The sequence below is a fragment of the Kitasatospora sp. NPDC001309 genome (genome assembly GCF_042896295.1).
Lineage (GTDB): Bacteria > Actinomycetota > Actinomycetes > Streptomycetales > Streptomycetaceae > Kitasatospora.
Genome location: NZ_JBIAXC010000008.1, coordinates 67,244 through 85,539, shown reverse-complemented (window position 1 = coordinate 85,539; position 18,296 = coordinate 67,244). Strand labels below are relative to the sequence as shown.

22 protein-coding genes are annotated in these 18,296 nt (G+C 69.7%); all 22 read right to left on the bottom strand.

The annotated features are described in order from the left end of the window. Window position 1 precedes the first annotated feature (1 nt). Window positions 2-1,558 (bottom strand): phage/plasmid primase, P4 family, encoded by a 1,557-nt coding sequence (locus tag ACFY2K_RS11025; protein WP_387710835.1) that lies wholly within the window; start codon window positions 1,556-1,558, stop codon window positions 2-4. After that, window positions 1,540-2,442, bottom strand: a complete 903-nt coding sequence (locus ACFY2K_RS11020) for a toprim domain-containing protein (protein WP_387710971.1) — start codon at window positions 2,440-2,442, stop codon at window positions 1,540-1,542. Before ACFY2K_RS11020 ends, ACFY2K_RS11025 begins: the two co-directional genes overlap by 19 nt. Before the next feature lie 21 nt (window positions 2,443-2,463). Then, entirely contained in the window at window positions 2,464-2,868 is a 405-nt protein-coding gene (locus tag ACFY2K_RS11015; RefSeq protein WP_387710833.1) for a hypothetical protein, read from the bottom strand. Beyond that, complete coding sequence (locus tag ACFY2K_RS11010; protein WP_380525045.1) at window positions 2,868-3,047, bottom strand: hypothetical protein; 180 nt, start codon at window positions 3,045-3,047, stop codon at window positions 2,868-2,870. The genes ACFY2K_RS11015 and ACFY2K_RS11010 overlap by 1 nt, the downstream gene beginning before the upstream one ends. Then, window positions 3,044-3,223, bottom strand: a complete 180-nt coding sequence (locus ACFY2K_RS11005) for a hypothetical protein (protein ID WP_387710831.1) — start codon at window positions 3,221-3,223, stop codon at window positions 3,044-3,046. The genes ACFY2K_RS11010 and ACFY2K_RS11005 overlap by 4 nt, the downstream gene beginning before the upstream one ends. A 3-nt stretch (window positions 3,224-3,226) precedes the next feature. Next, window positions 3,227-3,523: a hypothetical protein gene (locus ACFY2K_RS11000; RefSeq protein ID WP_387710829.1), complete on the bottom strand. Its 297-nt coding sequence runs from the start codon at window positions 3,521-3,523 to the stop codon at window positions 3,227-3,229. 85 nt (window positions 3,524-3,608) lie between these two features. Beyond that, complete coding sequence (locus tag ACFY2K_RS10995; protein ID WP_387710827.1) at window positions 3,609-4,361, bottom strand: hypothetical protein; 753 nt, start codon at window positions 4,359-4,361, stop codon at window positions 3,609-3,611. Window positions 4,362-4,438: 77 nt separating this feature from the next. Beyond that, window positions 4,439-5,236, bottom strand: coding sequence for a hypothetical protein (locus tag ACFY2K_RS10990; RefSeq protein WP_387710825.1), 798 nt, complete (start codon window positions 5,234-5,236; stop codon window positions 4,439-4,441). 671 nt (window positions 5,237-5,907) lie between these two features. Then, window positions 5,908-6,096 (bottom strand): hypothetical protein, encoded by a 189-nt coding sequence (locus ACFY2K_RS10985; protein ID WP_387710823.1) that lies wholly within the window; start codon window positions 6,094-6,096, stop codon window positions 5,908-5,910. Next, complete coding sequence (locus tag ACFY2K_RS10980) at window positions 6,093-6,647, bottom strand: hypothetical protein (protein ID WP_387710821.1); 555 nt, start codon at window positions 6,645-6,647, stop codon at window positions 6,093-6,095. Before ACFY2K_RS10980 ends, ACFY2K_RS10985 begins: the two co-directional genes overlap by 4 nt. A 124-nt stretch (window positions 6,648-6,771) precedes the next feature. Continuing rightward, window positions 6,772-7,413, bottom strand: a complete 642-nt coding sequence (locus tag ACFY2K_RS10975; RefSeq protein WP_387710819.1) for a hypothetical protein — start codon at window positions 7,411-7,413, stop codon at window positions 6,772-6,774. Between the two features lie 211 nt (window positions 7,414-7,624). After that, window positions 7,625-7,933: a hypothetical protein gene (locus ACFY2K_RS10970; protein ID WP_387710817.1), complete on the bottom strand. Its 309-nt coding sequence runs from the start codon at window positions 7,931-7,933 to the stop codon at window positions 7,625-7,627. Between the two features lie 14 nt (window positions 7,934-7,947). After that, entirely contained in the window at window positions 7,948-8,193 is a 246-nt protein-coding gene (locus ACFY2K_RS10965) for a hypothetical protein (protein ID WP_380525056.1), read from the bottom strand. Continuing rightward, window positions 8,193-10,031, bottom strand: coding sequence for a LysM peptidoglycan-binding domain-containing protein (locus ACFY2K_RS10960; protein ID WP_387710815.1), 1,839 nt, complete (start codon window positions 10,029-10,031; stop codon window positions 8,193-8,195). The genes ACFY2K_RS10965 and ACFY2K_RS10960 overlap by 1 nt, the downstream gene beginning before the upstream one ends. 81 nt (window positions 10,032-10,112) lie before the next feature. After that, the gene (locus ACFY2K_RS10955) at window positions 10,113-10,634 is read right to left on the bottom strand and encodes a hypothetical protein (RefSeq protein ID WP_387710813.1); all 522 of its coding nucleotides are present in this window, start codon (window positions 10,632-10,634) and stop codon (window positions 10,113-10,115) included. After that, window positions 10,631-11,794 (bottom strand): hypothetical protein, encoded by a 1,164-nt coding sequence (locus ACFY2K_RS10950; protein WP_387710811.1) that lies wholly within the window; start codon window positions 11,792-11,794, stop codon window positions 10,631-10,633. Before ACFY2K_RS10950 ends, ACFY2K_RS10955 begins: the two co-directional genes overlap by 4 nt. Further along, a complete protein-coding gene (locus ACFY2K_RS10945; RefSeq protein ID WP_387710809.1) occupies window positions 11,794-12,882 on the bottom strand; it encodes a hypothetical protein in 1,089 nt (362 codons plus the stop codon). The genes ACFY2K_RS10950 and ACFY2K_RS10945 overlap by 1 nt, the downstream gene beginning before the upstream one ends. An 83-nt stretch (window positions 12,883-12,965) precedes the next feature. Continuing rightward, complete coding sequence (locus ACFY2K_RS10940; RefSeq protein WP_387710807.1) at window positions 12,966-14,189, bottom strand: phage distal tail protein; 1,224 nt, start codon at window positions 14,187-14,189, stop codon at window positions 12,966-12,968. Further along, complete coding sequence (locus ACFY2K_RS10935; protein ID WP_387710805.1) at window positions 14,162-16,198, bottom strand: hypothetical protein; 2,037 nt, start codon at window positions 16,196-16,198, stop codon at window positions 14,162-14,164. Before ACFY2K_RS10935 ends, ACFY2K_RS10940 begins: the two co-directional genes overlap by 28 nt. Window positions 16,199-16,248: 50 nt before the next feature. Then, the gene (locus ACFY2K_RS10930) at window positions 16,249-16,788 is read right to left on the bottom strand and encodes a hypothetical protein (RefSeq protein WP_387710803.1); all 540 of its coding nucleotides are present in this window, start codon (window positions 16,786-16,788) and stop codon (window positions 16,249-16,251) included. Beyond that, window positions 16,749-17,090, bottom strand: a complete 342-nt coding sequence (locus ACFY2K_RS10925; RefSeq protein WP_387710801.1) for a hypothetical protein — start codon at window positions 17,088-17,090, stop codon at window positions 16,749-16,751. The genes ACFY2K_RS10930 and ACFY2K_RS10925 overlap by 40 nt, the downstream gene beginning before the upstream one ends. A 593-nt stretch (window positions 17,091-17,683) precedes the next feature. Then, window positions 17,684-18,280 (bottom strand): hypothetical protein, encoded by a 597-nt coding sequence (locus ACFY2K_RS10920; protein ID WP_387710800.1) that lies wholly within the window; start codon window positions 18,278-18,280, stop codon window positions 17,684-17,686. Between the last annotated feature and the right edge of the window lie 16 nt (window positions 18,281-18,296).

The window sequence follows — 18,296 nt, the reverse complement described above, 5'->3', positions numbered from 1 at the left end:
CTCATTCCTCGTCGGTGGTATGGAAGATCCCGGGGCCGGCGGCGGCGGTCTCGGCGGCGAAGCGCACGCCGAGCAGCATCCGGCCCTTGTTCATGCGGTGCTGGCGGATACCGCGCTCGTCCAGGGCGGAGACGAATCCGCGACGGGTCCACGCCTTCTCCCCCTGGGCCTCGCACCAGTCCCGGTACGCGTTGTAGGCGTCCTGAGCGGGGACGTACTGAGCGTCGTTGCCGGTCTTCACCAGGACGTCCGTCAGGAACTCCGCCAGGGCGTCCGAGTTCTCCTTGAACGCGCTGGTCGCGGTCTTGATGCAGTCGGGCTCCTTCAAGCCCTCGGCGTACCACTCGACCGCGCCCGCGACCGCCCACGCGGCGATCCCCTCGGCTTCCTCGCGCAGCGTGGCGAAGATCGAGTGGTCCCGCTCCTCCGGCTTGAAGTACCGGTCGAAGCGGATCAACTTCACGCGCCTCCAAAGCCCTTCGTCCTGAGACCGGAAGCTGGGCGTGTGGTTGGAGGCCAGCCACAGCAGGAAGGTCGGCTGGTAGGTGAAGAAGTTCTCCCGCATGAAGCGCGCAGTCAGCCGGTCCGATCCGGTCGCCCGCTTCAGCACGGACTCCGACATCGGCTTGCCGGCCTCGCCCTCCGAGGCCATCACCATCCGGGCCCCGCGCAGCGCGGCCAGGTCAGCGGGGATGCTGGAGCCCCGGTCCTCGAACGTCTCGAAGCGCGTCGTCTCCGACAGGTCACCGAAGACATGGCTGAGGGTGTCCAGGAACACGGACTTGCCGTTGGCCCCGGTGCCGATCAGCACGGCGAACGCCTGCTCCGCAGTGGACCCGGTGATGCCGTACCCGCACAGCCTGCGGATGTAGTCGACCATCGACGGCTCGGTGGGGAACACCTCCTTGAGGAAGCGCCGCCACCGCTCGGCCTTCGCCAGCCGGTTGTAGTTCCAGGGCAGCGACTTGGTCAGCATGTCCGCCGGGTCGTGCGGGCGCAGGATTCCGCTCGCCAGGTCCACTGTCCCGTTGGCGAACGAGAGCAGGTGCGGCCTGTTGTCGAAGTCGTCCACGCTCACGTGCACTCCGCGCACCGAGGCGAGTTCGCGGATCAGGTCGTCGATCCTTCTCGCCATCGTGAAGCCCTTCGCGGCCTTCGCCAGGGGCAGGGCCGAGATCTGCTTCTCGTACTCGGCCTCCAGCGCGTCCCCGGCGAGTTTCAGCGCCAGCGCCTCGCGGATGACCGCCTTCTCTCGGGCCAGCGTCTCGACCATCGCGGCCCCGAGGTCGTGAGCGGCCTGGCGCACCAGCACCTCGTTGCGCACCCAGTGTGTCCCGCTCCACACATGGAAGCCGACGCCGTCGGCGTAGCGGATGCCGCCCTTCATGAACTGCACGAGGGCGTGGGCGTTGACGATGTCGCTCGCCCCGTAGCGGGACGCCGCCTCGCGGTAGGCCGCGACCGCTTCGGTCGGGGGCAGCGTCAGCGCGGGCCGGTCGGGCTCGTAGGGCGTGGTCAGGCTGTCGATGGCGTAGGCCGTCATCGGGTCTCTCTCCATGCTGCGTAGTCTGTGAAGCCCTCGGGGAGGGTCAGCTGCCGGGCGTGCACCTCCCGTTGGTGGAGGGCGGCGAGGATGGTGCGGCTGAACTCCCGCCCAGAGCGGTCGTTGTCGCCGCACACCCGCACGTCGCGCCCCGCCAGTCCGGCGGCGAGGACGTCCAGCGTGGTGGGGTCGTTGTTGAGCAGGGTGGCCCCGCGCACACCCACCGCGTTGTAGCCGTCGGCGACGACGGCCAGCGGGTCCGACAGGCCCTCGGTGACCACCCAGGGCGCGTCGGGGTCCGGTCCGCGGAACACCCCGAAGCGCTGCCACTCGAAGCCGTCCGGGTTGGCGAGCGAGATCCACCGGCCGGGGCAGCGCCCCGAGAGGTCCCGGCCCTGCGCGCCCCGGGCCACTCCCGCGAAGTCGGCCATCGGCACAACGAGGCGGGGATACCGGACGAACGAGCCGGGAACCCACTCGGGGCACGGCTGCGGGCCCGACCACCAGCGCAGGCCCAACCGGCCCTGCTCCGCCGCCGTCAAGCCGAATCGTTTCTGCGCGTAGCCCACGGCCGGGGCCGCGTCGTCACCGGTTGGCAAGCTGTCCAGCCACACCCGCAGCGCCGCCGTCAGGTACGGGGAGACGGGCTCCGGGCGGGCTTCGGCGACGGCGACCAGGCCCTCGGCGTCCACGTTGAACAGGTGCCGGGGCAGCAGGTCCATCCCGGCGACGATGTCCTCGAAGGCGCACCCTGCACGGCAGGCCAGGCCCACCATGCCGGACGTCTTCAGGTTGACCCACAGAGACGGCTTCCCATCGTCGTGCGCCGGGCAGCGGGCGACCCACTCGCCCGCCTGGTAGCCCCGCCACTCCTCCAGGCGGTCCAGGATCTCCTGCATGCGCACGGCCCGCTCCTCTCTCTAGTAACCGGCCTCCCGAAGGGCCTTGACGATCGCCGCGTGGGTGCGGATCGAGGTGACGGCGTACCCGTCGTCGGTTCGTGCCCGGGGCTTCTTCACGTACGCGACCCCGAACGGCATCCCGGCGTTCCTCGCCTCGGCCTCGGCCTGGCGGACGTAGGCGGCGAGGTCGTAAGCCTTCTCGGCCTTGCACTCCCCGGCGAACGGACGCACCCCGAGGTCGCCGATGTCGTTGACGCCCTCCTGTACCTGGCGGCGGACGTTGTCCGGGTCCAGGGGGTCCTTCCAGCGGACGGCGCGGTCGCCGTCCGTCCAGAACTCGCGGTACTGGCCGAGCTGTTCGTTCAGGTAGTCGGCGACCGCGGTCTCCCACCCGGTGCCTTTCGCCTTGTTGCGGTTGGCCACTACGCGGTCACCACCGTCACGGCCGCACCTCGGAACACGGCGACCGCCGCGGCCTCCCAGTAACGGGCGAAGTCCGGGCGGGCGCGGGCGTCGTGCAGGAAGAGCAGGGTGTCCCTGGGACCGGCGAGGCGAAGGTCGCCGAGGGCCGGGGCGATGCCCAGCCCGATGCGGTAGGTCATGTGTCGCCCTCCCCTTGGCGCGGCTCGCGGAAGTCCGCGGTGTGGGCGGCGTCCGAGGCCCGCAGCAGACGGCGCGGGGACGCGCCTTCGGCGGCGAGCACCCGTGCTCGGGCGTGCAGGAAGGCCCGGCGCTGCTCGGGCGGGACCTTCCACAGCGGGGTGAAGTGGTCGGTCAACGCTCAGTCCTTCTCCGGGAGATGGGCCCAGGAGGTCCGGCGGGCGATGTGGCGGCAGGCGCGTTCGGAGATGTTGAACGCCTCCGCGAGTGCGGACAGGCTGGCGCCCAGGTCGGCGGAGCGGCGGATGGCGTAGACCTTGCGCTCGGTCAGCTTGGCCTGGCTGTTGCGGGTGCCGGCCGACGGCGGGCGCGGCGGCTCACGGAAGGCAGAGCGCATGATCTCCTGCGCCCGGTCGGTGCCGGACAGGGGGTTGATCAGGCGTGCCGGGATCGGCTCGGCGATGGTCGGGGTGTGCACGGGGTTCTCTCTCCGGGGTATGCAAAGCGGGACCGGCCCCGAAGGGCCGGTCCCGCTGGTGTGCTGCTGGTGGCTGGAGCGCCGGTTAGAACGGCGGCTCCTCCTCGACGACCGAAGCCGGGCTGTCGGTGATCGCCAGCTCGTACGCCTTGATGACCTTGGCGGTGAGCTTCTGGTAGTCCACGTCCCGGCCCGCCTTGCTCGTGTACTGCACGCGCTCGTTGATCAGGTGGACCAGGGCCGGGCCACCGACCTTGGCCAGCGCGTTCTTCAGCGCAGGCAGCTCGCTGATCAGCGTCCAGCCGGACGACTTGTAGCGGAAGACACCCAGGTCCGGGTCGTGCGCCAGCTTGAAGCTGATGCGGATGTCGGGCTTGGGGCCCCGCTCGTCCTTCGCCCGTGCCCGCAGTTCCGCAATGGTGCGAGGGCAGCGGCAGGGCACGCCTGCGTCCTCCGGCGGGCTGAGGAAGGCGCGGGTGTCGCAATGGTGGGCGAGCTTGCCGTTGACCCAGTGCTTCATGTCGAACTCGATCGCCTCCGGGCCGTCGACGACGACCTCGACGCGGTCGGTGTCGGTGTCCACCGCGATGGCGTCCTCGGCCTCGGTGTCCAGCTCGTGCGGCGTGCCGCCCAGCAGCTCCGCCACCGCCTCCGCGGTGGCCGGCACCGCGCTGGTGACGCGCCACTTGCGCAGGGCCTTTGGGAAGCCGCCGGCCGGGTCGGGCTCGTAGGCCCGGAAGGTTCCGGCCACGTCCGGGCGGGCGTTGGCTTCGGCGCGTTCCGCGCGCTCGGCCAGGTCGGGGTCGCTGGCGAAGATGTTGTCGAGTGCGTTGCTCAAGGTCTCTCTGTTCTCTTGGGGACGGCGGGGCCCGCCGGGTTCACTGGTGTTGAGCCGGGGCGGTTAACAAGCCCTGGTCAGGCAGCGCGGCGGGCGGTCCCGGTCTGGCGGCCGGCCTCGTTGGACCAGGCGACGCGGCCGATAATCCCGGCGTCTGAGGCGCGGTCGTCGGTGAAGCGGCGGCGAAGGGTGAGGAACCGGTCGAAGATTGGCCGGTCGATCCTCACCGGGCGGAACTCGGCGCGGGCCGGGGTGATGTGCAGCACCGCCCCGGCGTCGACGTTCGGGAACGCCCGGATCTTGCGGTCCACGGTGATCAGGTCGTCCGCGTGAGCGTAGGCCGCGAGCTGCGAGGCGACCGAGGTGTACACGCTCTTACTGGTCTTCAGGTCACCCAGGACCGTCTTGCCGCCGATCTTCACCATGAAGTCGAACGACCCGGCGTACTCGTGCTCGCGCGACCAGGCCACGTCCTCCGCGTACAGCAGCTCGGGCTGGTAGCGGTCCAGCCACGCTTCGATGTGCGGCACGTACGGCTCGACGTCGTGGTGCGGGTACGGCACCGCCTCACCACGCAGCCGCAGCTCAAAGTAGTCATGCACCAAGCTGCCGACGTCTGCGCGCACCTTGGTGTAGCGCTTCGCCGCGTAGGTCAGGAAGTCCACGGCGGCCTGCCGGTCACGGCTGGCGATGCGCTGGACCACCTCAAGGTCGGTCACCGCGGCCTCGGCCGCCATGCCAGCCGCCCATGTCTGGAGAAACGGCTTCGCCTCCATCGACAAGATGCTCGTCACCGAGGGGGCGAGTTCCCCGCTCTCGGGGTGAACGTAGTAGCGGCTGCCCTTCTGGTGGATCGTGCGGACGCCGTCGGACATGTGCTCTCGATTCTGTTGCGGACATGCAAAAGCCCCAACGCCGGGTCGGCGTTGGGGCTGTGGGGATGGGTCTATCGCTTTCGTCCGGCCATCATCCGAAGCGCCCCCAAACGACGGGGCCGGTGAGCCCTACGACTGTTGCGGCGGGCCACTGCCATCCGACCTGATGGTGGACCGTGGCAGCGACTAGCGCAGCGTGGCCTGCCACGAGAACATCGGGCCATGTAACGGGACCACTGTTCGGCGATCCCTTGAAGTCCTGTGCCATGATGAGGAAGCTCCTTCCGCTGGGAAATCAAGGCGCGCGAAGGCGCATTGCGGACCGCCCCGGGCCCGGGGCGGTCCGCTCCTTCGCTTGCCAGATATTACGCCACTCGGACCTTCGGGCGGAATTTTGATGCCTCAAGGCAATAAATGTTCCTTGAGGCGTCACTGCAGGTCAGAGGCGTAAGAGCTTCACCGTTCAGCAAATTGCTCACGCAAATTGAACGGACACTAGGAGTTCATTCTCAGATCAAAGCGATCAGGCAATCGATCAGATTCGGTCCAACCAAGGTCAAAACTCCCCGAGAGGCCCCTGTTATCGGAAGCCGTTTGGCGCTTCTGACCGAAATCTTTCACTTCCGGTCAAGACTCCATGGGGGCAGGTGGGGGCAGAAATGTGATGCAACTCACATCATGCTGGGTAGGCTGTCTTGGAAGCCGGGCACCTCCGCCCCGACGCGGGCATTCGCGGCCTGCTCGTCGGCCTCACGCTCGTCTGGGGTGAGCAGGTCGGGCACCGGGGTGTAGATGAAGAGCACGTTCTCGATCGCGGTGGCGGTGCGGTCGATCGCGTCGAGTCGGTCGCGCAGAGTCATGCGGTGGCCTCCAGAGCTTCGCGGATTCGGGCGTGGAAGTCGGCGAGGGAGCCGTTGTTCGTGACGACGCGGTCGGCGTGCTCGGGGCCGAGCTGTTCGCTGAGGTGGTCGCCGTCAGGGGAGCCTCGGTCGATGAACCAGATCGCGAACCCGGCCGAGCGCAGGGCGTCCACCTCGTTGGGGAAGCGGACGTCTGTGACCACGACCGGGCTGGTGAACTCGGCGGCCGCGCGCAGGCAGCGGGCGATCCAGAAGTCCGGACCGGCGTGCCGGCGGATGCCCTCGGTGCCGAGCCGCTGCAAGAACCTGCGAGTGGCGGGGAGCCTGTCCTTCACCTCCTCCCAGCCGTAACGGTCCACCGCGTCTGCCAGGTGCACCGGGGCCGACGCGTTCACACCCAGCAACTCGATGCCCACCACCGGGTCGATGTCGTAGGCCATCTGCTTGAGCGGGTCCGCCAGCGCGAGCCGCACATACCCGTACTCGGCCAGGACCCCGGCCGTCGTGTCCTTGCCGGATCTCGCCCGGCCGATCAGTGCGATGTTCTTCAAGGTCGCCTCACTCCTTCGCAACCGTTAAGCCGCGCCGGTTAACAACTGCCCAGACGACTCCCGGAACGCGAGGAGGCCCCGCCCTCCCGGGATCGGGAAGGCGGGGCCTCGGGTGGTGCGGGTGTCAGCTCAGCGAGTCCTCCAGCGCGAGCAGCGCCGCACGGGTCTCGCTGAGTTCCTGGCGGAGCTGGTCCCGGGTCTGCGGGTCAAGCCCCTGGAAGGACGCTGGGGTCAGAGCCGCGACGGTGCGGTGCACGGTACTGACCACGTCGGCGCATTGGTCGGGCGAGACTGCTCCGTCGGACGAGAGCACGGCCGCCCCGATCTTCTGGAGTGCTGTCCGCCGCTGGTAGGTCTCCGCCCGGATCTCGCTCTGGGCCTTAGGGATGATCTTGAAGTGGGCAAAGATCTCATCGGAGGACGCGAAGCCCGGAAAGAGTCGGCTTCGCTCCTCGGGCTTGTCATCAAGCCCTTGGATGTAGGCAACACGTACCGGGGAGAGGGCCTCCCGGATGGCCTGTGCGAGGCTCTGCCGTTCCCGGGCGACCCGCTTCCGCTCCTGCTCCGTGGACAGGGGCGGCGGGACGAGACCGGCGGCGTCCAGCAGATCAGCCATCCACGCCTTCATCCGTCCCCCGCTGCGACGGAGGTCGGGCAGCCCTTCCGAGGTGGTGAGGATCAGCATGACCTGGAGCACCACGTCAGCGACGGGGCCGCACTCTCGCGTCTCCCTCGCGGCGATGGTCAAGGGCAGGGCCTTGTCCATCAGCTCCTGTGCGCCAGGAACGTCGCGCCAGTCCTGCACGGGCCGTCTCAGGGCCATCGGGTCGGGTCCTCCTCTTGGTGGACAGTCGGTCCACCACATTCGCTTGCGTCGGAGCGTTGTGTAACCAATGACGATCCGCCCCCATTCCACCACGCCGGCCTCGGGAACGACGAAAGGCCCCGACCCGCCCGAAGGCAGGCCGGGGCCAGGTTCACCGCTTGCTCTTCATCCCGTCGCTCTGCGGTGGGACGGCCGTCTGGTCAGCGTGGGGGCACACGCAGCACCGGGCAAGCGCTTGGACGCGGGCAGCCTCGGTGTTGGCGGCGTCGGTCTCGTGGGTGACAACGCGCTTACCCGCGGAGTGGCCAGCGGCCATCGTGGCGATGGTCAGCAGCAGGCCGATGACGGCCTCGTTGGTCTCGATGCCCGCGAGCCTCGGCACGACGGTGCCCAGTACCGTCAGCGCGGCGACGAGGGCCGACCGCGCCTTCACGGGGTTCTCCGTGATCCAGGTCTTCAAGTCTTCGATGGTGGTCAGCCCTTCAGGCGCGCGACGACGTCGGTGATCAGTGCGGTTCCGCCGGCGAGGCCGGACGCCACAACGCCGTAGCGCCAGCGCTCCAGCGCGCGGACGCGGTCTTCGTGGTCACGGAGTGTCTGGTCGACCGCATCGCTGCTCTGGGCCAGCGAGCGGACGTCCTCCCGGACCTCGACCAGGGTGTCGTAGATCTCGCGGGGGCCGATGACCACGCCGCCCAGGCGCTCGTCCTCGTTGGCCATCAGTACCCCCCGCTGTTCCAGGCGATCGACTCGAACGAGCCGTATGTCGCGTTCGCGTAGCGGACTCCGGCGATGATCGAGTCCACGGGGTTGAGGATGTCGCGGTGGCCGGGCAGCGAGTAGGCGTCGAAGGTCGGGCGTATGCACTGGAGGAGCCCGTACGTACCTCCGTAGAGCGCCTCATTGGAGTCCCAGTGGTTCTCGGCCTTCGGGTTGCCGCCGGACTCGACCATGGCTCGGTGCTCGATCGCAGCAGCGGACGGGACGAGATCGCCGTTGGCCCGGAGGATGTCCCGAGCCTTCTCGATCCATCCGGTGAGGTCGTTCGAGTAGCCGCTGCTCTTGGTGACCGGAGTCCCTACGACGGCTGGCCGGATCTTCGGCTTCGGCTCAGAGGCCACCGGGGCCGCGGACTTCGGGGCCGGGCGCGGGACGGGGGCGGAGCCGTCCGGGATCAGGATCCCCTGGCCGGGGAAGATCAGATCCGGATTCGCCACGGTGGTGGTGTTGGCGGCGACCAGGGCCTCCAGGGTGACGCGGCGGCTTGCGGCGATGTTCCACAGGGTGTCGCCGGGCACGACGGTGTGGACCGGCGTGGCGCTGGCTCCGGCGGTGGCGGTCGGCAGGCTGATGACCTGACCGACCTCGATCCGGTCCGGATCGGCGATCTGCGGGTTGGCGTTGACCACGGCGTCTAGACCGACGCCGTAGCGAGTGGCCACGGCAGACAGGGTGTCGCCCGCGAGGACGGTGTGGATGGTCGCACCGGTGGCCGGGTTCGGCAGCGGGTCCGGATTCGGAGCGGGCTGCTCGGGCTCGGCCGGGGCGGGCGTCTCGGTCGCTTCCGGGGCCGGTGCCTCGCTCGGCGATGCCGTCGCAGACGCGGTGGGGACGGTGATCTGCTGGCCCTCGGCGATCCTGTCCGGGTCGCTGATCTGGGGGTTGAGCGAGAGCAGCCCGGCCACGGTGGTGCCCAGGGCCACAGCGATGCCGCCCAGGGTCATGCCCCGGCGGATGGTCATGGTGCGGGTGGCCGGCGGCTGCGGCGCGGGGGCGTCGCCGAACTCCGCGAGGAGGCGGGCGAGCTGCTTGGGGCCGGGGATGCCGTCCGTGTCGGCGGTGTCGCCGATGCGGAGCTGGTAGGCGCGGAAGCTCTCGGTGTCCGCGTTGCCCCACACCGGGCCGGGGCCCTCGGTGTAGCGGGAGCAGTCCGCGCGGACGAGGGCTCGGCCCATGGCGGTGATGTGCTCGCCGCGCGCACCGGGGCCGTACGCCAGGCCCTTGATGGTGACGGCCTGGCCGCTCGGGGTGCTGGTGCCGCCGGAGGTGAAGGCGGGGCGGCCGACGCCGAGAACGGTCGAGCGGGGGCGGGTCTTGCGCACGACGCAGCCGCCGGAGCCCTGGCCCGCGCCGGAGCTGCGGGCGGTGTTGCCCTCCACGGTCTGGACCTGCTGGCCGGGGGCGGAGTCCTCCAGGACGATGCCGACGTGGTCGGCGACGCCGTTGTTCGACCAGCTGAAGAAGATGATGTCGCCACGCTTGAAGGCGGCGTCGCGGCCGAACCACTGCCCCTTGTTGCGGAAGTACTGGACGTGCGAGGGGCAGTAAGCGAACTTGTCGACAGCTGTGGCTTCGCCACCCTTGTCGGCGCACCAGCTCACGAACATGTCGCAGTACGGCTCGTGGTTCAGCCCGTACCAGCGGCCGAAGGGGGTGTCGTAGTACTTGCCGTTCGGGGAGAGGCCGCCCCGGTAGTTCTGGTCGGCCCACTTGGTGGCCTCAGTTATGAACGCGTCGAGGGAGATCAGGAGTCCTTTCGGGCGCGCCAGATCGACCACCTACGAAATTTCGTAGGTGCGACCCGGTCTGCGCAGCACCTGCAAGATCTTGTAGGTGGTCTACGGGATAGGAGATTGGGGTCAGGCGTAGCCGGGCGGGAGGGGCACGGGGGTCCAGGTGCCGGCCTCGGTGGCGGCAGGGGCCTGGTTGAACGGGAGGGCCATGGCCACGCCGGGGTCGACGGTGCCGCCGCCGGTCACGTCGGTCTTGGTCTGGAGGAGGAGTCGTTGCCATTCGCCGGGCTGGCCGCCGCCAGTCGGCATGGCCCAGTCCAAGCGGACCCAGCCGTTGTTGAGCGGGCCGCCGGTGTACTGCCACTCGGCGGTGACCGCCCGGGCCTTGTCGACGTCGAAGAGCCTGAGCCAGACGCCTGCGCCCTGTTTGGCGGAGACACGGCAGTCCAGGCGGATGACTGGATGGGCGATGCCGGCGGTGGGGATGGTGGCGGCGGCGCGCCAGGTGGTGGCGACGTCCAGGCCGGGCCGGTAGGGGGCCATGGGCAGGACCGCGCCGAGTACGCTGGCGGTACGTTCCATGGCGGACAGGCGGGTGTCGATTCCGCGGAACTCGTCGGCGAGGGTGGGGCGGCCGTAGACGGTCATGCGGCGAACTCTCCCTTCACCCAGTCGTCGACACGCTCGAAAGCGGTCGTCGGGACGAGGGCGAGGGTGGTCTCCTCGCCACTGCGGGAGACCTTGGTGTTGATCTCCTGGATGACGTACTCGGCGTCGATGCCGGGCCAGCGGGCGGTGCGGGCGCGCACGCGGATCCTGTGACCGACGCGCAGCTCGGCGGCGGAGTACTCGCCGCCGGGGTGGAGGGTGACCTCGGGGACGATGATGGGGAACGCGCCGACGGCGGTCATGCGCTCGGCCTGGGCGGTCAGGGTCTCGACCCGGACGACGGAGTTGTTGGTCTCGACGGCGGCCAGGCGCGGGATGCGGCGGCCGTCCTCGGTCTCCAACTGGCCGTTGTACCACCAGCTCTTGAGCTGCGACCAGCCTTCGCCCGCGCCGTTGACGCCGGTCTCGGTGCACATCCGGTCGCCGTCGGAGGAGACGGAGGTGACGGTGCAGTTGGTGCCGTGCTCCAGCACGATGCCGGTGTCCTCGCCGCCGGCTGGGTAAAGCCATCGCATCCGGTTGCGGATCACGCGGGCGTCCACGTCCCAGTCGTGATCGATCCGGAAGTCAAACCCGCGGATCACCGCGCCGAGCTGTTCGACGGCCTCCCCGACGGACTTCCACTCGAACCACATGTATGTGCGCTCGCGCTTCATCGTGTCCAGGTCGGGGCCGAAGCTCAGCGCGCCGGGACCGTTGCTGCCCCAGTAGCCGTTCTGGCCGGGGGAGACGGGCGAGGGGGTGTCGGCGAACTGCTGGATCAACTCGCGGGCGATGGTGGTCTGTTCACGCGGCGTGGTGCCGGTGGAGTACCCCAGATTGATCATGTTCCTGCGGTAGTACTCCCACAGGCCGACGCAGTCGAGCGTCATCGTCTCGGCAGACAGGTCGACGGACCACGAGAGCAACGGGCCGCCCCACAGCACGCGGCTGCCGCGCTGGACGTGGGCGGTGATCCGCCACGGCGAGATCAGCGACCAGTCCAGCCCGGCGAGGGGTTCTGCGGCGAGCGGCACGGTGAAGGTGGCGGAGCCGGGGGCGTTGAGGATGGAGCGGTAGCTGAGCCCGGAGACGGGCAGCTCGGCGAGCAGCCGGCCGCCCTTGAACTCGGAGAGGATCACCCGGTAGTCGTCCGCCATCAGGCCGCCACCGTGACGATGGCCTCGGCGTAGGAGGTCCACGCGGCGGTGAACTTGATGTTGTTGCTCATCGTGTTGCCCGGGGCGCAGGTGGTGGAGACGTTGAGCGGGGTGCCGGCCGGGACCTTGACGGTGGCGCATCCTCTGGCGTCGTGGCTGTCGCCCGCGCGGGTGTACTGCGGGCGCCCGGCCTGGCGGCGCTCGCCATGTCCCACGACGACGGGCGTGATCCAGCCTTCGCCGAACTCACCCCGGTAGGTGACTTCGAAGGAGACGGTGACCAGGCGCGGGTACGGGGCGGCCGGGGCCGTGAACTGGTGCCAGCCTTCGTTGCCCCACGCCCCCTCCCCGGCCTGGTACGAGGCGTCCAGTCGGACCGCTCCCGGCACGAGCGGGGCGGTGTTGCCGGGGCCGGTGACCTTGTGCAGGGCGGTGGTCGCCGAGTCGTAGACCAGGGAGCCGGCCGGGGCTCCGTCGGCGGCCTGGGCGACGCCCTGAGCGCCCCCGGTGCGGACCTGGCGCAGCGGGGTGGTGTCGAGCTGCCCGGCGGCGACGAACCGGACGTCCTCGATGCCGGTGATGCCGGTCTGGGCGATGTTCACCAGCGCGAGGCGGATGCAGTTGGACGGCACGGGCCAGTCCTTCGCGCCCGGGGTGGACTCGGCGAGCACGGCGATGGACCAGCCGCGTGCGCCTTCCCTGGTCACCTGCGTGCCTGCGGCCGCCGGGGTGGCGGGCGCGTACGGGGTTCCGTCGGCGGCAAAGGAGACGGACTGCATGTAGCGGTCCGCGGTGGTGCGGATGTCGGCCAGCTGGGGACCTGCCGGGGCGCTGTCGGGGTCGGCGAAGGCGACGACGAGGTCCTCGCGGGCGGCCTCCCCGGGCTTGGGGGTGGAGCACTGGAGTTGCACGGAGGCATCCAGGTTGGCGAAGTGGACCGCGCCCTTGTGAGAGACGGCCACGTCGTCCGGCAGCCACACCGACCCGGCCGCCACGGATACGCGCGGGGTGGGGTTGTCGACCTTCTCGACCAGCAGGGCGGTGGGTCCGGCGACGCCGACGTGGGCGCCCCGGGTACCGCCGATCATCGTGCGAAGATCGAGTGCGTCGTACCTCCCCTGCTGAATGAAAAGTGGGGCGCGGAGTTCAACTACCAAGGGGAAAGGGGTCCTTACATCCAGGCGGAGCGCCACTGCACATCTGCGGTGACCCCGGCGGGGCCTTCGAGTACGTCGAGTTGGACGGTGCTCGCTCCGGGAGGCAGGGCGAACCAGGAGGCTCCCGGGTCGACCTGGCCGAAGCGGCTGGCACCGTTGAGGGTGATGCGGCGACGCCCCATGTCGATCACCAGGGCGTCACCTCGGCCGACCCGCAGTCCCCGGCAGGCGAAGCGCTTGCGCTCGCCGTTGTGGACGAGGGTCAGCGACGGGTCGCGGATCTCGCCCGTGCGCGGGGTGAGCCGGATGACGGGCCAGGTGTCCACCGAGCCCGTGTTGACGATGTCCGGGGCGGCCCTGGTGCCGGGACCGTTGCCCATGTCGAACGGGAACATCAACGGGAAGATGGGGCGCCCGCCCCGGGGGACGTCGACCGCGACCGTCGCCGAGGCCTGGTCGGCGGAGTACAGGCGGGGGCCGGTGGCCAGCAGCTCGACCGTGACCCGGCGGCGGCCCGCGTGGAAGTCGCGGTCCACGGTGACGGCGCGCTTGCGCACCCGGGCCATGATCCGGGCCTTCCCGCCCGCCACCCCCGGGAACGCGAACGCGAAGGGCTGCTCGTCCCCACCTGGGGCGAACGCCGCCAGCAGGTCCGGGACTTCGTGATCGTCCAGGGCGAGCATGGTGAGCGTGACGGTGCGCGCTCCCATGTAGTCGGTGCCCGGGGTGAGGCCGTCGCGCTGGAGCAGTTCGGCGTCCGAGGTTCGCACGTCGGGCGCGTCCAGGAGGCCGGCCACCTCTTCCAGGACGACGGAGGAGTCCTCACCCAGCAGCAGCCCGCCCCACGACGCCGTCCATGGCTGGCCGGTATAGGGGTTGCGGGCACTGGGCTGGGGGCCCATGTCCGGCCTTCGCGGCGCGGGCAGGTCGGGCAGCGTGCGGAATGTGACCGGCTCGGACCATTCGTCGATGTCCGCTCCGCCACGGTGGCAGCGCACCTGGTACTCGGTGCCGGGTTCCAGCGGCTCCCGGCCCCCGATCAAGGCGGTGCCCGGCCAGTCGGGGTCCTCGGCCTCGAAGCGCGTCGTGCCCGTGGTCGTGTCGATGGTCTCGGTATCCGTCCACGCGCCGTGGGCCAGGGTGAAGAACACGCGGGCGGTGTGGGCGGTGACGTCGCCGACAATCGGCGCGGTGACGGGCGTGATGGCAGCTACCTCCCGGAGGTCTTCAGCTCCCACGCGATCTGCTTGCCGATTTCGTGGGGGTCCGCGTTGGTGGTGGCGTTGACGGTGATGCGCGGCCCGTAGCGCTCGCTGGCTGCGGCCTTGGACGGGGTGTCCGGGTGGCGCAGACCTGCGGCGGCGCGCTGGCCGTAGCCGTAGGAGTCGAACGAGCGAAGGCCCGAGGCGACCGGGCGAAGGGCCTGCTCCAGCGGGCTCGCGTACGCGGCGGCCGGCATCGCGGCGAACGCCATGACCGGTGCGGCCATCAGCGAGCGCGGGGCGGCGGCCGGGGCGGACGTGGGAGCCGAGCTGAAGGGGTTGATGCTGCTGACGATCCCGGAGACGATGCCGCCGACGCTGATCGACTTCATGCCGTTGACCAGGCCCTGGATCGCGGACTTGCCCTTGTCGAACAGCAGCGAGCCCAGGTCGCCGATCGCCGAGAGGATCTTGCCCGGCAGCGCGGCGACGAACGAGACCGTCGCCGTGATACCTGACTGGACGCCGCTGGTGATGCTCGACCAGGCCGAGGTCACCGCGCTGACGCAGGTCTGCCAGGCCGACGACGTCCACGACGTCACGTTCCGCCAGGCCGTCGACACGGCCGAGCCCACGGACGAGGCCGCCGACGAGACGGCCGAGGTCACGGACGACCAGCACGAGGCCGTCCACGAGGTCACCGCGGACCAGGCTGCGGAGGTGGCGGACGTCAGCCCGTCCCAGGCGGCCTGCACAGCGTGCCAGGCCGCGACGGCGGCGATGGCCAGGGCGTTCCAGGCGCTCATCGTGATGTCGAAGCCGACGACCAAGGCACGAAGCCCGAGGTCGACCAGCCGCATCATGGAGGCCGTGGCCTGCGCGTTGTCCTTGAAGACCTGGAAGAACTGGCGCAGGGTGTCCGCGAACCACGAGACCGACGCGGCGATCTCGGGCGAGAACTGGACCGCCAGGGAGGCCAGCCCCTGAAGGACGGCGTCCAGGACGCCGACCAGCGGGCCCAGGATCAGCTTGAGCCGGTCGCCCCCGTTGGAGAGGGTGAGGAAGAAGTCGCCGAAGGCGGCTCCGATGCCGACGAGCGCAACCGGCAGCTCGCCGGTGAACGCCCGCATCCCGGGCGTCGACATCGCCCCCGTGAGCTTCGGGACAAGCGTGTCGCTGAAGTCGGTGACCGACTTCACCATGGGGCGGACGAACTTCGACCCGGCGTCGAAGAACGCCTTGAACTGCGGTTCCGCCTGGCGGAACCAGCTCGTGACGTCGCGGACCGCGCCCCCGAACTCGGAGCGCATGGCGGCGGTGGCGGGCCTCAGCGCCGCCGACGCCTTCTGCATCGCCTCCTCGGCCTGCTTGCCGAGGGTCTTCATATCGCCCGCCGCAGCGATCGCGGCGAGGCCGATCGGCAGGACCGGCAAGGCCGCCAGCGCCAGGACGCCGATCAGCCCGGAGGCAACGACCGTCACCCACGAGGCGATGGCCATGACCGCGACCAGCAGCGGCGCTGCCGCAGCGGCGGACTGGGCGAACCCGGCCGCCATGCCCAGAGTGCCCTGGGCAGCCGAGCTGATGCCCGACCCGATGCCCTGGAGGGCGGAGGCCGTCTGCTCGATCGAGAGCGTGAACAGCCGCCCGAAGGACCGGGCGACCTCCGCGGCCCCCGAACCGACCTCCCGCAGACCGGACTTGGCCCGGTCCAGTCCGCCTCTGGCGAGGTGGACGTTGATGCCCAGCCGCCAGCGGCGGCCGGTGAACGCCCGGATGCGGGCCTCGGCCGGCGCGGTGTCCGCGTCGGCCCGCACCCGCGCTCGTCGCTCGCGGGTGAGGGCGGCGATCCGGGCGGCGGCCTCGCCGGTGTCGGCGACGACGTTGACCCGGACCCTGCGGTCGTGGGTCAGCTCCCGCAGCCGGGCGTTCACGCCCGTGGTGTCAAGGTCCAGCTTGACCTTGAGCTTGGTGTAGCGCTCCAGCATCTCCAGGTACCGCTTCAAGCGGTCCCGGAAGCCGTCGGTGTCCGGCAGGACCCTCACATGGAGGCGTCCTACCTCTTTGCCGCCGGGGCCGGCCATCGGCTCACCTCCTACGTGAGTCGGACCGGCGCGGGCCGCGTCGGCGCGGTGGAGCGCGCGAGCACGGCCGCCGGTAGGCGGAACGTTTCTGCTAGGGGGGCTGATGCCTCGGCGAGCACCGGGCCCCCACCCTCGCCGACCTCGCGCTGGAGCGCGGCGGCGAACGGGCTGGTACCGGCAGGTCGGCGGGGCTTCTTGGCGTATGGGCGGGGGTAGGGCGTCGGCCGCTCCACACTGCGGGGGTTCTTCGAAGCCTTGGCGACCTGGACATGGGTGAGCGCCTGGACGGCGTCCACCAGGTCCGCGAGGACGTACGTCCTGGCGTCCCAGCCCAGGGCCTCACGGCCACCGCGGAGTGCGGCCAGCGTCGCGGAGTCGTCGGGGAAGGTCCCGATCAGGGCGAGGACGAAGCGGGCGGAGTGTCGGCCCCGGACGAAGTCCAGGATGTCCATGCCGCAGTAGCGGCGCAGGTCGGCGGTGATCTCCGCGCCGTGCTTGTCCAGCAGGCTGATCAGGCCACCGCTTCCCCCGGCGCGGCCTCCTCCATCCACCGCTCGACCACGGTCATGGTCTGCTCCAGCGGCAGCGCGTCCACGCTCTCGCGCATCGCCTTCTTGTCGGAGGCGACCGCGACCAGCAGGCCGGTCATCGCGTCGATCCGCTTCTCGTTGCTGACCTTCTGCGACTGCACGATGTCCAGCAGGGCGAGCGCCGCCCTCAGGTCACCGCCGGGCAGGGCCTCGATCCGGCGCAGGCGCAGCTTCTTGCCGTTCTTGGCGACGAACTTAATGCCCTTGCCAGTGTGCTTGCGCTCGGCTTCGGCCGCGAGGGCGGCGAAGTCCAGGGTGGTCACGATCAGTTCTCCCCTAAAGATACGAAATGAACAATTCCGGATTGACGCTAAGGCATTCAATGTGTGACAGTCATGCCGAGGCAGTGGTCACCCGCTGCCGCAGTCGCCTAGCCATGGGCGACACCGACTAGGTGTAGAGATTCGGGCCGGCGCCCGAACGGAGTTCGCCTAGTTCGGACGGTTTGCGAAGCGCCCTTTTGCCTACTCGAAAGGCGCCCACATTCAGTGGGTGTTCTGCCTTCTATTTTCGAGATTTCTGCGCCGGCAGCATCTCGGTTCGACATGTCGCTACATGCGGTTGGTCGGGTCGAGTCTGCCGTCACCCAGTTCACCCGGCTACCGCTCCGAGATTAGGAGCTGTGAGAGTGCCTGACTGGGTAGTCGCTGTTTCGGTGGTTATTGCTGGCGTTTTCTGGTTGCTGCATCTTGTGCTGCGGAAGATTCCTCTGCTCAGCAAAGACGCAATCGCGAGCATCAAGGCCATCCGCGCTGTACAAGCCGAACTTCGGCGTAGCCCTCCGGGGCAAGACCAGTGAGGGGTGCAGCGGCCGCATTGTTCTTCGAAGCTGGAAGCGGTGGCCCGTAGGGCGGGGTCAGGCCGAGGGCTGGAGGCCGACGGCCAGGTCGAACACGGGTGTCACCGTGCCGAGCGGAGTTGACTGGTTGAGGGCCACGACGGTGGCCCTCACTGGCATCTCACCTAGCGCGGCCGGGTCCATGGTCACCGAGTCCGCACCGATGATCGACGTCTTCGGGTAGTGCCAGGCGACGCACTTCGTGCCGTCCACGGCTGCGATCATCAGCGCGCGGTTCTGCGCGGTAGGGCTGGTCGGGATCGAGAACAGACCCTTGCTGTCCAGACCCTTGTCGGAGCCGTAGTACAGCCGGTACGACTCCGCGGTGAAGTCGGACAGGTTGATGGTGACGGCATAGGTCTTGCTCGGGTCGGTGGTGCGCAGGCTCTTCTGCTGCCAGCTCCCCAGCACCTCCGGCTCGTCGCCGTCGACGCTCATCTCGATGCCGTTGTCCAGGCTGGTGTTGCCGATGGACTTCCAATTCAGCCCGGCCGGGCCCCACTTGGTTGAGTCCTTCGGGTCGAACCCGGCCTTCAGGTCCGGCAGCGCGGTGCCCGGCGGGGCGACGAAGATGTATCCGGTACCCGGTACAAGGACCGGGGAGTCGTCAGCCACGCTGACTCCTTTCCGG

Bases quoted from the DNA above. Each gene is read 5' to 3' on its own strand.
- ACFY2K_RS10965 (WP_380525056.1), bottom strand. From the start codon at position 8,193: ATGGCCAACGAGGACGAGCGCCTGGGCGGCGTGGTCATCGGCCCCCGC.
- ACFY2K_RS11010 (WP_380525045.1), bottom strand. From the start codon at position 3,047: ATGACCTACCGCATCGGGCTGGGCATCGCCCCGGCCCTCGGCGACCTT.
- ACFY2K_RS10950 (WP_387710811.1), bottom strand. From the start codon at position 11,794: ATGGCGGACGACTACCGGGTGATCCTCTCCGAGTTCAAGGGCGGCCGG.
- ACFY2K_RS10985 (WP_387710823.1), bottom strand. From the start codon at position 6,096: ATGACTCTGCGCGACCGACTCGACGCGATCGACCGCACCGCCACCGCG.
- ACFY2K_RS10975 (WP_387710819.1), bottom strand. From the start codon at position 7,413: ATGGACAAGGCCCTGCCCTTGACCATCGCCGCGAGGGAGACGCGAGAG.
- ACFY2K_RS10955 (WP_387710813.1), bottom strand. From the start codon at position 10,634: ATGACCGTCTACGGCCGCCCCACCCTCGCCGACGAGTTCCGCGGAATC.
- ACFY2K_RS11020 (WP_387710971.1), bottom strand. From the start codon at position 2,442: ATGCAGGAGATCCTGGACCGCCTGGAGGAGTGGCGGGGCTACCAGGCG.
- ACFY2K_RS10990 (WP_387710825.1), bottom strand. From the start codon at position 5,236: ATGTCCGACGGCGTCCGCACGATCCACCAGAAGGGCAGCCGCTACTAC.
- ACFY2K_RS11025 (WP_387710835.1), bottom strand. From the start codon at position 1,558: ATGGAGAGAGACCCGATGACGGCCTACGCCATCGACAGCCTGACCACG.
- ACFY2K_RS10945 (WP_387710809.1), bottom strand. From the start codon at position 12,882: ATGATCGGCGGTACCCGGGGCGCCCACGTCGGCGTCGCCGGACCCACC.